This is a genomic window from Streptomyces sp. IBSNAI002 (assembly GCF_052244475.1).
In the GTDB taxonomy this organism is placed as follows: Bacteria; Actinomycetota; Actinomycetes; order Streptomycetales; family Streptomycetaceae; genus Streptomyces.
Genome location: NZ_JBQPXG010000006.1, coordinates 23,103 through 36,065 on the forward strand (window position 1 = coordinate 23,103; position 12,963 = coordinate 36,065).

Consider the following 12,963-nt stretch of genomic DNA (forward strand, 5'->3'; position numbering starts at 1 on the left):
GTCAGGGCCTGGTGGGGTATCGCCGACCCGTTGCTCAGGCCGTGGCAAGCACGCGGGTGGTGCCGGTGATGTGGTTCCAGATGGTGAAGCGGATGCTCATTTCGAGGCGGTGGCGGCCGGCGGTCATCAGGTGGCGGTGGGGTCTGAAGTGGGTGAGATTCCGGTGAACGCGGACAGGAACCGCTGGGCTCCGCCGACGGTGCGGAAGCCTTTCATCGCGCGTTCGCGTTGCCTGGTGGGCTGGTGGGAGTTCTCCGCCCGGTTGTTCAAGCCCTTGTGGGAGCGGTGCTCGACCGAGGGCATCACCTCACGGTGCGCAGCCCTGTAGGAGCGGAGTTTGTCGGTGATGATCACCCGGGGCACCTGGCCGGTGGTGGTGAGGAGTCGGCGGAAGAAACGCCTGGCCGCCGGCTTGTCGCGCCGGTTCTGGACGAGGATGTCGAGGACGTTGCCGTCGGCGTCCACAGCCCGCCACAAGTACTTTTGGACCCCGCGGATCTTGATGAAGACCTCGTCGAGATGCCATTTATCGCCCGGCTTCGGGCGCCGCCGGCGCAGGGTGTTGGCGTAGGCCTGGCCGAACTTCAGGCACCACCGGCGGATGGTCTCGTAGGAGACGATCACGCCCCGCTCGAGCATCATCTCCTCCACCTCACGAAGGAGAGCGGGAAGCGGAAATACAGCCACACGCAATGCGCGATGATCTCCGGCGGTAGCGGTGACTCGCGTACGACGGCGTGCTCGACGCCACGAGCGGCCCCCTCCCCGGACGGACAGTCCGAAGATCATCCCAGACCCCCACCGACAACGTGACAGTGCCATCGCGGGTAGCGCAGGGCCGGATTTCGGTCACAGATACGGGGCGGGCGCCTGTGGCGGGTGGGATCTGCCTGGTCAGCCGCTCGTGTTGGACTGGACCAAGACCGGCGCCAGGCAGACCCCGGAGCACGGGCACCACGACTGATCAGCCCAAACGATCGTTCGGTCAGCTCCCTGTCCGGATCCCGACCGGCATGGCTGCGGGGGTGCCCCATGGTGTGACAGGGTGCCTCGCACCGGCAGTACCTGTCGGCGGCGGCCCAAACCTGGCGGGGGCCGCCGGCCCTCCGGCCCGTCCTGACCACCAACCCATCCCCCGGGCAACAGGACGGGCACGGCCGGCACACCCGCCGCACCCCTGGGGACACACCCCCGAACGGCAGCCCACGCGCGAAAGCCCCGCCTGGGTAGGGCAGGGCCCGTTCACGCGACGACCAGACACTCATGTGGGGGGCGTCACACACAAGAGTGTTGCACTCACAAAGCCCGGCGACTACACGACGGCAACTACTTTCGACCTAAGCCTGCGTCAAATCCTCCTCAAGGTGCCGGCAAAGGCCTGAAGGACACCCTGAGGCAGCCCCTGCCGACACCCAGCGAGCCCCCGGTCGTAGAAGCCCACCACCCCACACAACGACCACCCACCCACGTCACGAAACCCAACCCCCGCAACACCGCTCACGTTCCGCATACCGACAGACGCGAAAAGCTCCGAAGACCATCCGACCCCCGCCCCGATGTGACAGTGCCCCCTGGAGTTGCAGGGCCGAAGGGCAGAACGCCACCACCCATCTCAGTGAGCCACAGCCCAAACGAGACAGCGCAGCCGCCTACGCTCGTTCTCCGGACATGAACAAGCAGATCAAGCGCGCCGCCAACATCGCGGCCGCGACCACCGTCATCTTCCTGACCGCCGCCGCCATGCCCGCGCATGCCGCGGGTAACGGCCCCGTCAACAACGGCCTGAGCTTCCTACGGGAGTCCGCAGAAGCCATCATCACCTTCGCCAAGCAAGTCCTCGCCTAAGCCGGGCCCCAGTACCCGATTCCGGGCTCATGACCCAGCGGTCATCAGCCCGGAACCCGGATCGCCCAGCCTGGCGGAGAGGCTGCACGGGCTCTGAGCGGGCCGTCTGGGGCCATAGGCCGATCGGGCAGTGGCTGTAATTGTCGTCGTCCGGGCGCGCTGAGCGCGGAGAGGGCCGCACAGCTGACCGCGATTGACCGCGACTGGAACCCGGTATGGCCGATCGACTGGCAGCGCCACTACACGGGCGTGCGCGCCCTGGTGATGGACGGAGGGGCCGCGGTGGACGAGATCACCCCGGGGGTCACGTCCACGGCGCAGACGTCAGGCGGTGGTGGCTGGCTAAACAGCACTAGACATGGGACGAGCTGACCGAGGAGCAGCAGGGCCAGCTGACTTCCCTCGGGGTGGACGCACCAGAGCCGGCCCTGCCTGCTCCGAGGGCCGGTGGCCGGACGGCGGCATGGAAACGCGTTGTCATGGCGGCGCGTGCCTACCTGGCCCGCGAGGGCACTCTGCCGGGTGTCTCCCGCGGCCACGTCGAACGGGTAGTGCACGACGGCCAGGAGCACGAGGTGACGCTGGGTGTGTGGCTGACCAACGCGCGAACACTTCGCGCGAAGTTGCCCGGCGACCGGGTCAGAGTACTCGCCGAACTCCGGGTGATTTGAGGACCGGACCCGCGCAGCCGGGCAGGGCATCCGGAACATGTGAGAGCCCCGTACGCCATGCGTACGGGGCTCCGCCGTCAGTGCCGAACCATCGGCGTGCTCTCTCCGCTCAGGCCGACGGCCGAATTTTCCGCGGAAAATTCGGCGGTCCTGATCCTAGGAGTCTGCCTGCGGGTTCACGTTCAGCAGGCGGTCGAGCACTGTCTCGCGTCGCTCTTCTTCGATCATGCTGAACAGGCATTCCAACAGGATCTCGCGTTGCTCCTCGTGCATCTTCTCGGCCACCAACTCCGCGACTCTTCGGCCGTCACTCCATGGGACGCGAGGAAGCTTGCGGATATCAACCAAGATCTTTTCGTCGCCCAGCTCGTCCTGCGCCGCTGCGGCAGGTTCCGGGCGCTGCTCCGGCACGGACCGGCGACCGGAATCTTCCGCGGAAAATTCCGGTCCTGTCTCACCCTGGGCCAGCGTGGCCGGGCCGGGATGCTGCTCCGGTAGGGAGCGCGGATCCGAATTTTCCGCGGAAAATTTGCGCTCGGCTCGCGGCAGCACGGGCAGGGTCGCTGCCTTCCGTGCTGCTGACTTGGTGGTGTCCTCCTGAAGGAGCTTGGTCAGTGCTTTGCGCTGCTCGGCCAAGGACATGTCCTCGATGCCCTTTACTGCCCCGAGGCGGCGAGCGTCTCGGATGGCGAGGCCTTCCGCTCCACGAGCCTTGGCCCGTACGGCCTCACGCAGTTCCGGGTGGATCTTGAGGAGGTTCTTTCGGTGGCTGATCCATGACTCCGACCAGCCTTCGGCGCGGGCCGCTTCTTTATCGGTGGCGTACGTGCTGACGATGTCCATGACGACACGGGCCTCCTCGATGGGGTCGAGGTCGGTCCGGCCGGCGTTCTCCTCGTATGCCGCGCGGAGCACCGCCGCTCGGGAGGTAGCGAGGGTGTCGTCTGTGACGACGAGCAGTTCGTCCGGCACTGTCACGTTATCGAGGGCGTGATCGTTTGATGGCGCGTCAGGGCGTGGTGGGGGTGCTGGCCGGTCCGTTGTTCAGGCTGTGGCGGGCATGCCGGCGGCGCCGGTGACCTGGTTCCAGATCGTGAAGCGGACCCTCAGTTCGAAGCGGTACCGGCCGGCTGCCATGAGGTGTCGGTGGGGGCGGAAGTGGGGTGAGATCCCGGTGAACGCCGACAGGAACCGCTGCGCCCCGCCGACACTGCGAAACCCTGTCATCGCCCGTTCACTCTGCCTTGTCGGCTGGTGGGAGTTCTCCGCCCGGTTGTTCAAACCCTTGTGGGAACGGTGCTCCACCGAGGGCATCACCTCACGATGCGCAGCACCGTACGAGCGGAGCTTGTCCGTAACGACCACCCTGGGCACCTGACAGGTGGCGGTGAGGAGCCGACGGAAGAACCTGCTGGCCGCCGGCTTGTCACGACGGCTCTGGACCAGGATGTCGAGGACGTTGCCATCCTGGTCCACGGCCCGCCACAAGTACTGCTGCACCCCGCCGATCTTGACGAAGACCTCGTCCAGGTGCCATTTATCGCCCGCCGCGGGCGCCGTCGGCGCAGGCTGTTCGCGTACGTCTGGCCGAACTTCAGGCACCACCGGCGGATGCTCTCGTGGGAGACGACGACGCCCCGGTCGAGCATCATCTCCTCCACCTCACGGAAGGAGAGCGGGAAACGGAAATACAGCCACACACAGTGGGAAATGATCTCCACCGGGTAGCATCTAATTGACACCGGGAAAGACGGCATGGGGGACTGCGTCAGCATCGTCGCCCTATGGAATAGGCAGCCGGATGGCTCCTACAGTGACATGCGAGGATATCACGGGTGGGGTGGAATTGTTAATGTCAATCTACATAGTCTATTTAATGGCGTCCCACTGAATGCGCGAGTTATCTCTTTCCTTGGTCCGCTCTCCAGTCAGAGCAAGGGAAGTCAGGAGCATTCTAGGGTTAAGGAAGCGGTCGACGCTTTTGGTTTCAGTACGGAAATTTACGAGGATTGCCCCCGTGGGGTTGTGAACCGTTGGGGCATTGTGACCTGTTGGTAAGTTGGCGCACCCAATTCACCGGGCTAATTCATAGTCGGGCACTGAGCCTTTTCCAACCTCAGCTTGAGCTGGCCAGATGCAGGGCAGGGCGATTGCAAAGTCCGTTGATCGTGCGTTGACGCAGGTCAGTTGAGTCCGAGGACGGCCAGTGGTCGCTCGTAGGGGCGGAGGGCTGTCGTGCGGAGTCCGGCGGCGATGTTGGTGTGGCCGGCGGTGCGGAGCTGGGTGATGGCGAAGCTGCGCAGGGTGGCCATGTTCTCCGGGCCGTGCCCGGTGCGGATCTTCGAGGCGTCCTCGCGGAAAGCGGTGTCCCTCACGAAGTGGAGCCTGTTCTCGATCACCCAGTGCGCCCTCAAGATCTTCCCGATGCGTTCTGGGGAGGTGCTGTCACGTTGTCGGTGGCGGGGTGGAATGATCTTCGGGTTGTCCGTCTGGGGAGGGACCGATCGTGTCGTCGAGTGCGCCGTCGTACGCGAACCACCGCTACCCGGCCGAGGTCATCGCGCACTGCGTGTGGCTGTACTTCCGCTTCCCGCTCTCCTTCCGTGAGGTCGAAGAGATGATGCTCGAGCGGGGCGTGACCGTCTCCCACGAGACCCTCCGCCGGTGGTGTCTGAAGTTCGGCCAGGCCTACGCCAACAGCCTGCGCCGCAGGCGCCCGCAGCCAGGCGACAAATGGCACCTCGACGAGGTCTTCGTCAAGATCCGCGGGGTGCGGAAGTACTTGTGGCGGGCCGTCGACCAGAACGGCAACGTCCTCGACATCCTGCTCCAGAACCGGCGCGACAAGCCGGCGGCCAGGCGTTTCTTCCGCCGGCTCCTCACCACCACCGGCCAGGTGCCCCGGGTGATCATCACCGACAAGCTCCGGTCCTACGGGGCTGCGCACCGTGAGGTGATGCCCTCGGTGGAACACCGCGCGCACAAGGGGTTGAACAACCGGGCGGAGAACTCCCACCGGCCCACCAGACAGCGCGAACGCGCGATGAAAGGCTTCCGCACCGTCGGCGGAGCCCAGCGGTTCCTGTCCGCGTTCACCGGGATCTCACCCCACTTCAGACCCCACCGCCACCTCATGACCGCCGGACGGTACCGCTTCGAAATGAGAGTCCGCTTCACCATCTGGACCACATCACCGGCACCACCGGCACGCCCGCCACGGCCTGAACAGCAGACCGCTGGCCCACCACCACGCCCTGACGCGCCATCAAACAATCACGCCACCGACAACGTGACAGTGCCCCGGCTGACCAGCACGTTCCCGTCCCTGCGAGCAGCATCTTCCCGCCGGAGCCGTGGAACCCGGCGCCCACCCGACGCGACAGCCGGGCCACCAGACTGCCCACTACCAGCCCGAACAATCGAAACGGCCCGCCGAAGAAACCGACGGACCGCCACGAAAGATCGAGGCTAGAACCGCATCAGCAGGGCCACAAGCGTTCTTATAACGACGAGATAGCAAGAAGAGAGACGAAAACTAGCCACGTGTGCTCGCTTGACGTTCCGGAGCTGCGGAGGTGTTGCGCAAGCTGCTCGATGACCACGGACCCCGCCTGAGATCCCCAGTTGGGTTGCCGAGGCACACCATCGCACCGGGCTGCTCTGAAGCCGGATGGCTGTCCGCAAGCGGTCATGCGGGGGGATCGGAACATCGGAGACCGATGGACAGGATCCTGTGGCAGGGCAGCTCAGGGTGCTGCGCGTGCGCAGTCGGCGGGCAGCGTCTCAGTGGCGGGATTTCGCTGCTGGGATTGGCCAGGCGAAAGTTGCCTACTGCACGGTAATCAAGCCGCGGTCGGGTGGGGCCTACCCCTACGAGCTGCGGCTCCCGTTTCCGCTCCGGCGGAACCTTCCACAGCTAGACGAGGTAGATCGTGCGCACCGCTTTCAAGTCCCTGACCACCCTCGCGGCGGCCGTGGCCGCCATCGGAGTCCTTGGCCTCCAGTCCGCCCAAGCGGAGCCCTCCCACCAGACCTTCACGGCGACCGGCGCGAACCCCAAAGCTGCCCTCGCAGCGGCCCGCCAGCAGATGGCGGACTCCGTGGCGCACGGTACCTTCAGCACCTGCACCGAGACCGACTCCACCTCGAGCTGGGTCAAGGTTCCCGGCCGCCCTGCGAACGGCACGGCCACCGTCCACGCCTACTGCCAGTAAACCCCCGGCCCCGTCACCACGGACATAGCCCGTGGGCTTGGACGGCGGGCCTCCTGTTTGAACTCGAGGAGGGCGGAAAATCTCCGCCCACAGGATGGAGCACGAGATGGGTACCACCTTCAAGATCACAGGCATCATCGTCGCTGCGGTCGCCGCCGCCACCGCGGGACTTAGTGCGGCCCAGGCAGCCCCCTCCCACAACCAGCACTCCGCAGCAGCAAGGGCATTCACACCCTGCACTCAGATCCAGCACGAGGTCGACGAGTGGCTTGCGGGAAACATCTACTACTTCGCCGACCCCCGCCCTCAGTGGCTGGAAGAGGCCCACAAGAACGGTTGCATCATCCACGGCCTCGACTGAACACGCGACCGTTCCCGCTGTCTGGTTTCACCTGCCGCGAGAGGATGCCACACAAGGCTCCCCGCGTAACCGGAGAAAGAGGCGGGGGTGCTGCCCATCTTCCATCTCAACGGCAGCGCCCCCGGGCACGGGCCGCAGCACCCGGCCCACCCGCTCCCCAGCCACCACCGGCAATCCGTACGCCGCATCCCGGCCGCGACGGAGCGAGACCCCGGGGACCGCCCGCACAGCGGCCCCCGGGGCAACACCCGGCCGGCCACCCTCCGTACTCCCGGGGCCGGCGAACCCCGTCCAAGACACCCGGGCCGGTGACCGGCCGGGTGCCCACGGGACCGGACACCCGGCCCCAAACTCGACGGCCGCCGGACAGGCAGCCCTCCACGCGCCACTGGCGCTCGTACTCGGCCTGTCCGGCCGCGAGCTGGACGGCGCTGCCAACCTCCCGGGCCCGGTGCCCGGCACTCCGCCCCGCCCACACGCCTGGAAGCAGACCGGGAGCACCTCCGGGTGCCTACGCCCGTCGGGCTGTTTCAGCGGGGTCGACGCGGCGCGGGAGCGGTCCGGCGGACAGGTCCCTGCGCAGGCCTTCGGGCACGGCCCGGACCTGTAGACGCCTGCCGTGCAGGCGTGCCTCGAGGCGGGCGGCGAGGAAGGCGTTCAGCGCGGCCCGGTCACACGAGGTGGTCTCGGAGAGATCCACCACCGTCAACGGCCACTCGGCAGCCGCTGCACACAGCACACTGCGCAGCCCGGCCGCGTCCGCGGGGCCCACGTACCCACGGACCGCGATCCGTATCGCGGACCTTGAAGCTCCACTGGTGATCGTCAGCTGCACCAGAACCACCTCCCGACCCGAACCAGATATCCACCTAAATAGTAGATAAGTTAACATTTCACCCAGAAATGGTTCTTCCGGTCAGAGGCATCCGACCCCCACCCCCCAGGACCTTCGACCCCGGCCACAAACCCTGACCACCTACCTCAGAAGCGGGCTCAGCCCGGCGGAAGCGGCCCTCGCCCTCGCCGCGGAGCGCGACGCGCCCGCCGCGTCCAGACGGCCCCCGAAAGAGCCGCCGACGTGGTAGATCGAACGCGGGATCGGCACCGGCCGGCCTGCGACCCGCGTGCACACCGGGAACCTGCTGGGACACCGGCCACCGCTGCACACCCGCCACACCCGAACAGATACGGCGGCTGCTGACCGAAGGCGTACCCGCCTGCCTCCACTGCCGCCCGGACACCGCCCTGGGCGTGCTGGAGTGAGCGGCTACCGGCAGGGTGGAGGGATGAGCCCAGCTCTGCGCGTGATCGTCTACCCGCCCGACGAACAGGGCGGGCGCCGTGTCCGCTGCGACGGCGAAATCCTCGGCCGGGCCCTCGGCCCCGCCGACCTCCTCGAATTCCTGCGGCGCGCCGGCCTCGACCCGGACATCGTCCGCCTGGACGACCCTCTGCTCATCGAGTGGCGCGGCGGCGGGCCGACCGTATGGTCCCAGGAGACCGGCGGAACCTGATCGGAGCACGCTTGGGGCGGCCCGGCGGTACTGCCCCCGATCGAAGCGGGCACCAGGCCTGACCCACGCACGCCATATCGGCGCGGGCTGCACCCGACTCTATCCACGCCGGTGCCGCAAAGGATCAGGTGGTGGTGCCGCCGATTTCTCGAGCCAGGGCAGCTCCGCCGGAGCCGTGCCAGGCCGGGGAGTCAGTAGGCAATGTCGATGTAGTCGATGTCGGTGAACTCAACCAGGAGCCCTTGTGCGCGGCGGCCGCCGTCCTGGAAGTAGGCCTCTTGGAGGCCTTCGGCCGCGAGTCGCTGAAGGTCGGCTTCGGTTGCGCCTGCGTCGTGGGCGGACAGCAGCCGGCCGGCGAGCTCCGGCGGGAGGTGCTGGGTGATCCGGCGCATGCGTCCGTCGTCGGTGGACCCGGGGGCCGCAGTGAACCCGAACCGGGCCCGGGTCTCGACCATCAGCCCGGTCTGCTTCGCTGCCTGGGCGCGGGCGCGTTTGCGGACCAGGGGCTGCCAGCGGCGGCGCACCTCGGCCGCCATACGGTCAGCGAGCTGGGCTTTGGGCTGCTTGATCTGGTCTTTCACGTACCGCTCGACCGTGCGCTGTGACACGCCCAGCAGGGCGGCCACTTGCTTGGTGGAGCCTTTGTGCTGCTTGACGAGGTAGCGCATCTGCGCGCCCGCCGACTTGGGGATCGGGCGGGTGCTGTGTGCCTGCCCCGCCCGCTCCAGACTGTCCCCGACGATGCCCATGTGCCTCTCCGATGATGAGGACCGGTGGTCGGCCCGTGAAACTGGACGAATGACTGAACGCCGCGCTCTGGGCACTGGCCCGCGCCCCGCAACTCCCCCTGCACAAGCCGCCGTCGGCCGCCGCACACGCCTGGCCGCCGAAGCGGCGGAAGGCCCGGCCGCGGACCAGTCGACGGCCTCGCCCCGGTCCGTCGGCCGACGGCAACTCGGCACAGGACCGACCGCGCACTGAACCGCGTCACGGGCACCACCCGCAACAGGAGCCCATTGAAGCCCCGCTGAGCGCCCCTCAGGATCAGCGGCAGACGGGGAGGTCGACGCCGGGCCGAAGGGCGCTCAGCGGGGCATACAGCAGCTAGAACGGAGGCTCCGTATCCTGGGCGTGCCCGTCCGTGGGCCAGGCACCGACAGGCCGGGCGGCCACAGCAGCAAGATCCGCCGCCTGAGCCTCCCCGCGCCGCTCTGCCTTCCACACCCTCATACGGCGCCGGACCTCCTCCTCCAGAGGCGACCCGTACGCGCCCGTGGCCACCAGGGCCGCCCGCACCCGCTGCTCCTCGGCTGCCTGCCGACCGCGCCCCGCCGCCTCGGCATACCGCCCGGCACCATCCCTCGGGCCGGGAACATCGGCACCGACGCTCACCAGCTCGGGGTGCTGCGCCGCCAACTCCTCCCGCAGCCGGGCGGTTTCCAAGGCCTCGGCCGCCCGCGCCGCCCGAACGGCATCACGCCGCACGTTCTCCTCCGCCGCCTCGTCATAGACGGCATCGATTTCCGCCTGGCGACGCACCGCAGCCTCAGCCGACAACCGCTCACGCTCGGCGCGCTGCTCAGCCAGGACCCAGTGCGCGTGAGCGGTCTGAATGCGCTCGGTCTCCCGGTACCGGCACTGCTGGCACTCAGCGCCCGTGTCGAGCAACACGCCCATCTCGCAGGCAGGCAGCTCGCAGGCCTGCTCAAACAGGAGCTCCGCCAGGTAGCCGGCCGGCCGCTGGATCGCGTCCGCCCCCCGGTAGCCCTTGGCCGCCCGGACAGGTCCGCCGACCCGGTGCCACTTCCCCAAGATGCGGGTGGCGGCGTGTGCAGGCGTACGCGGGTACATCTGGAAGGGGCTGGGCTGGGCGTCGGGGTTGTGGCCCAGGAACTCCCGCACCGCCCGCCTCAGCGTCTTGATTCGAGAAGCCGCGGACCCCAACCCCGAGCCCGTCCAGGAGGGCGTAGACCTCTTCCTCCCCCGCCACGGGAACCAGCTCACTGACCCGCTGCGCTGGCCGCCTCCCCTTCTCCTTGCTGCTGACCTCCTCCGGAGTCGCGGCGGAGCCGCCCGGCACGGCCGGACTTTCCTCGCCCGCAGCCTCGCACCCACCCGCACACGCCAAACCACCCGCACTGTGGCCTACGGCCCCCCCAGGTCAGCAGTAGTTGAAGAAGCAGAAGTACAAGAACAGCAGTCCGGCGCAGCTTCGCCCAGGTCAGCCCCAAGATCGTGGTCGGAATTCCGACCAGACAGGCCCTGGTCGGAATTCCGACCAGCCGTGTTCTGGGCGCGCTCGGCATCCCGCTCGGCGGCCTCGCGGGCGACGCGAACGGCCTCGGGACGGATGTGTGAGAGCTTCTCCTCCGTGTTGGCCCACCTGGGCGTGAACCCGTTCGCGGGCTGATCGTGGATCTTGATCCTCAGCGGGCGCCCCTGGGCCTTCCCACCGGAGGAGGTAGTGAGCGGCTTGTCCTCGGGAGTCGTGACCAGCCCTGCGGCCGACAGGTGCCGAAGTAGCTCACGGATCCGGGGCTACCAGCCAACAGAACCACTCCGCTACCTCAGTCGATCACGGCGCCACGCGCAGGAGAGCCGCCCCAGCTGCCGCCACCCAGAGGCAACGAGCACCGCTCTGCCTACCGTCAACACCATCAAGCGCGGCCCAATTCGCGCGAAACACGACAATAGCCCCCGTGGCGATGCGTTCCCGTCGCGGCGGACGCTCGCCCGGATCGCGTTGTGTGAAGTCAAGACGGTGCAGCGGCGGTTGGCTTCTCTCGGCGAGCGGGGTCTGATCCTGCTCGGGGACCAGGCTGCCGCAGATCCCTGCCGCCTGGTACGGGCCCGAACGCCTGACGCGCGTGAACCGGGACCGGGCCCAGCGCGGTCTGCCACCCCTGGCCGAACAGACCTCGACACCGGCTTCCTGTCGGCTACGACCGGTACTCGTCGTGGAACTGCTCGAACACGACCTCGTAGCCGTCCACGTCCTGGCCCACGAAGACGCGGGCCCAAGCCGTATCCTCCGGTTCACTCAGCACGGGGAGCCCCTCGCGCCGCCACAGGTCATACGCGGTGTCCAGATCCGGCGTCGGGAGGGCCAGCGCGAAACCGAGCCCGAGGGGGCCGGCCTTGACCGCCTGTTCGTCCTCCGGCCGGTTGTACTCGTGGGCGTACATGTCCGACAAGATCAGCCAGGTGTGACCGAAGGTCAGGTAGCGCAGATTCGGCTGCTCGTCATTGGGAATCTCACGGAATCCCAGCCGGAGGTAGAGATCACCGGAAGCTCGCAGATCCCGGACCCGTAACCCCACCTTGACCTGCTTGGCGCCCATCATCTTCCGGCTCCCCTCCCAGATTCTCGGAAACAGCGATGGTAAGCCATTCCTGACGTGAACCTGCCGTGGAGCGACCCTCCAATGTAGTGGAGTTCCGTTCAATCGGCCTTTCGCCAGCTTCTGGTCTCTGGAGAATCGGCTCACCTTCCCGCTCTGACGTGCTCCACCACAGCGAAGGTGAACCCCGACTACCCCACCATCTACGAACACAACGCAGCTCGGGTAAGGGCGTTCCTGATCTCTTCCGGCCCCGAAGCGCTCGGCCGGATGCCGGAGCACCGTTACCCGTTGTGGGAGTCCATGGTGATTCCGTGGGCCTGCCCGAGCGGGTCGCTCATTCCTCCTGCACCACTTCACTCATGTTCGAAGTGGATGACGTCGCCCTGCTCCAGCGCGGCCTGTTCGATGAGATCGATGCGGACTGGGAGAACGCCCAGCACCCCTATGGGCGCGCCTTCCACGACATCTGGTCCACCCTGCGAAGACGCATGCCCGAGGGTGTGTACCAGCGGTACCGCGCGGACTGGCAGAACTGGTTCGCCGGAGCTCAGCGGGAGAACGAGTTCCGCGCCACCGGACAGATCCCTGATCTGGAGACCTACCTCGCGGTGCGCCGCAGCAACGTAGGGCTGCGGCCATACATCACCTGCCTCGAGTACGTCCCGGACCTTGACCTCACCGACGACCGGCAGCAGGACGAGTATGCGGCCACCCTCCTTGCCCACGGCAGGACCCTTCAAGAGGCCTTCGATCAGTCCGCGGCCATGGTCGAGAGGGCCGACGCCAGGCTGACGGACGCTGTTGCCGCTCTCCGTCGGCGCTATGCGTCGGCCGGTCCCAAAGGGCGGGAGACCAGCGCCTACCTGGACGGCATCGGATCGTTCTGCACCGGGAACTACCGGTGGTCGTGCGAGACGTCCCGCTACAACGGAACCGGCTACGGCTGGAACGGGCTGCGTACCAGTGTCGTGACCCTCCATCCGGAGCACATCATCATCGCTGCCCCTTGAAGGC

14 protein-coding genes and 4 pseudogenes are annotated in these 12,963 nt (G+C 67.5%); 10 read left to right on the forward strand and 8 right to left on the reverse strand.

Annotation, left to right across the window (positions count from 1 at the left end; genetic code table 11):
- Window positions 1–34: 34 nt before the first annotated feature.
- Window positions 35–704: pseudogene (locus tag ACTVZO_RS43320) on the reverse strand (IS6 family transposase).
- Between the two features lie 964 nt (window positions 705–1,668).
- Between ACTVZO_RS43320 and ACTVZO_RS43325 the strand changes: the two are divergent.
- Entirely contained in the window at window positions 1,669–1,845 is a 177-nt protein-coding gene (locus ACTVZO_RS43325) for a hypothetical protein (RefSeq protein ID WP_443304087.1), read from the forward strand.
- 407 nt (window positions 1,846–2,252) lie between these two features.
- On the forward strand, window positions 2,253–2,516 hold the full coding sequence (locus ACTVZO_RS43330) for a helicase associated domain-containing protein (RefSeq protein WP_443304088.1): 264 nt from the start codon (window positions 2,253–2,255) through the stop codon (window positions 2,514–2,516).
- A 156-nt stretch (window positions 2,517–2,672) separates the two neighbouring features.
- Here ACTVZO_RS43330 and ACTVZO_RS43335 read toward each other — a convergent pair whose 3' ends face one another.
- The 3 genes and pseudogenes from ACTVZO_RS43335 to ACTVZO_RS43345 form a co-directional block, all read right to left on the reverse strand.
- A complete protein-coding gene (locus tag ACTVZO_RS43335) occupies window positions 2,673–3,488 on the reverse strand; it encodes a hypothetical protein (RefSeq protein ID WP_443304089.1) in 816 nt (271 codons plus the stop codon).
- Window positions 3,489–3,560: 72 nt separating this feature from the next.
- Window positions 3,561–4,273 (reverse strand): annotated as a pseudogene (locus ACTVZO_RS43340) (IS6 family transposase).
- Window positions 4,274–4,699: 426 nt separating this feature from the next.
- A complete protein-coding gene (locus tag ACTVZO_RS43345; protein ID WP_443304436.1) occupies window positions 4,700–4,990 on the reverse strand; it encodes a transposase in 291 nt (96 codons plus the stop codon).
- Between the two features lie 29 nt (window positions 4,991–5,019).
- On the opposite strand from ACTVZO_RS43345, the pseudogene ACTVZO_RS43350 reads away from it, so the two are divergent.
- The 3 genes and pseudogenes from ACTVZO_RS43350 to ACTVZO_RS43360 all read left to right on the forward strand — a co-directional run.
- Window positions 5,020–5,700: pseudogene (locus ACTVZO_RS43350) on the forward strand (IS6 family transposase); the annotation flags it as partial.
- A gap of 748 nt (window positions 5,701–6,448) precedes the next feature.
- Complete coding sequence (locus ACTVZO_RS43355) at window positions 6,449–6,730, forward strand: hypothetical protein (RefSeq protein ID WP_443304090.1); 282 nt, start codon at window positions 6,449–6,451, stop codon at window positions 6,728–6,730.
- Between the two features lie 106 nt (window positions 6,731–6,836).
- Entirely contained in the window at window positions 6,837–7,091 is a 255-nt protein-coding gene (locus ACTVZO_RS43360) for a hypothetical protein (protein ID WP_443304091.1), read from the forward strand.
- A 511-nt stretch (window positions 7,092–7,602) separates the two neighbouring features.
- Here the strand turns inward: ACTVZO_RS43360 and ACTVZO_RS43365 are convergent.
- Window positions 7,603–7,926: an STAS domain-containing protein gene (locus tag ACTVZO_RS43365; RefSeq protein WP_443304092.1), complete on the reverse strand. Its 324-nt coding sequence runs from the start codon at window positions 7,924–7,926 to the stop codon at window positions 7,603–7,605.
- A gap of 350 nt (window positions 7,927–8,276) precedes the next feature.
- Between ACTVZO_RS43365 and ACTVZO_RS43370 the strand changes: the two genes are divergently transcribed.
- Together ACTVZO_RS43370 and ACTVZO_RS43375 are read left to right on the forward strand one after the other, a co-directional pair.
- Window positions 8,277–8,354 carry a DUF6233 domain-containing protein gene (locus tag ACTVZO_RS43370; RefSeq protein WP_443304437.1) on the forward strand — a complete coding sequence of 26 codons (78 nt, stop codon included), beginning with the start codon at window positions 8,277–8,279 and terminating at the stop codon, window positions 8,352–8,354.
- A gap of 23 nt (window positions 8,355–8,377) precedes the next feature.
- Window positions 8,378–8,605, forward strand: coding sequence for a hypothetical protein (locus tag ACTVZO_RS43375; RefSeq protein ID WP_443304093.1), 228 nt, complete (start codon window positions 8,378–8,380; stop codon window positions 8,603–8,605).
- Window positions 8,606–8,796: 191 nt separating this feature from the next.
- Here the strand turns inward: ACTVZO_RS43375 and tpg are convergent, their stop codons facing one another.
- A complete protein-coding gene (gene tpg / locus ACTVZO_RS43380; RefSeq protein WP_443304094.1) occupies window positions 8,797–9,354 on the reverse strand; it encodes a telomere-protecting terminal protein Tpg in 558 nt (185 codons plus the stop codon).
- Window positions 9,355–9,709: 355 nt separating this feature from the next.
- The gene (locus ACTVZO_RS43385) at window positions 9,710–10,507 is read right to left on the reverse strand and encodes a hypothetical protein (RefSeq protein WP_443304095.1); all 798 of its coding nucleotides are present in this window, start codon (window positions 10,505–10,507) and stop codon (window positions 9,710–9,712) included.
- Between the two features lie 333 nt (window positions 10,508–10,840).
- On the opposite strand from ACTVZO_RS43385, the gene ACTVZO_RS43390 reads away from it, so the two are divergent.
- Both ACTVZO_RS43390 and ACTVZO_RS43395 read left to right on the forward strand, forming a co-directional pair.
- Complete coding sequence (locus ACTVZO_RS43390) at window positions 10,841–10,963, forward strand: hypothetical protein (protein ID WP_443304096.1); 123 nt, start codon at window positions 10,841–10,843, stop codon at window positions 10,961–10,963.
- A 130-nt stretch (window positions 10,964–11,093) separates the two neighbouring features.
- Window positions 11,094–11,396 (forward strand): annotated as a pseudogene (locus ACTVZO_RS43395) (hypothetical protein); the annotation flags it as partial.
- Between the two features lie 148 nt (window positions 11,397–11,544).
- Here the strand turns inward: ACTVZO_RS43395 and ACTVZO_RS43400 are convergent.
- Window positions 11,545–11,949, reverse strand: coding sequence for a VOC family protein (locus ACTVZO_RS43400; RefSeq protein ID WP_443304097.1), 405 nt, complete (start codon window positions 11,947–11,949; stop codon window positions 11,545–11,547).
- Between the two features lie 311 nt (window positions 11,950–12,260).
- Here ACTVZO_RS43400 and ACTVZO_RS43405 point away from each other — a divergent pair, with 311 nt between their 5' ends.
- The gene (locus ACTVZO_RS43405) at window positions 12,261–12,959 is read left to right on the forward strand and encodes a terpene synthase family protein (RefSeq protein ID WP_443304098.1); all 699 of its coding nucleotides are present in this window, start codon (window positions 12,261–12,263) and stop codon (window positions 12,957–12,959) included.
- Window positions 12,960–12,963: the final 4 nt, after the last annotated feature.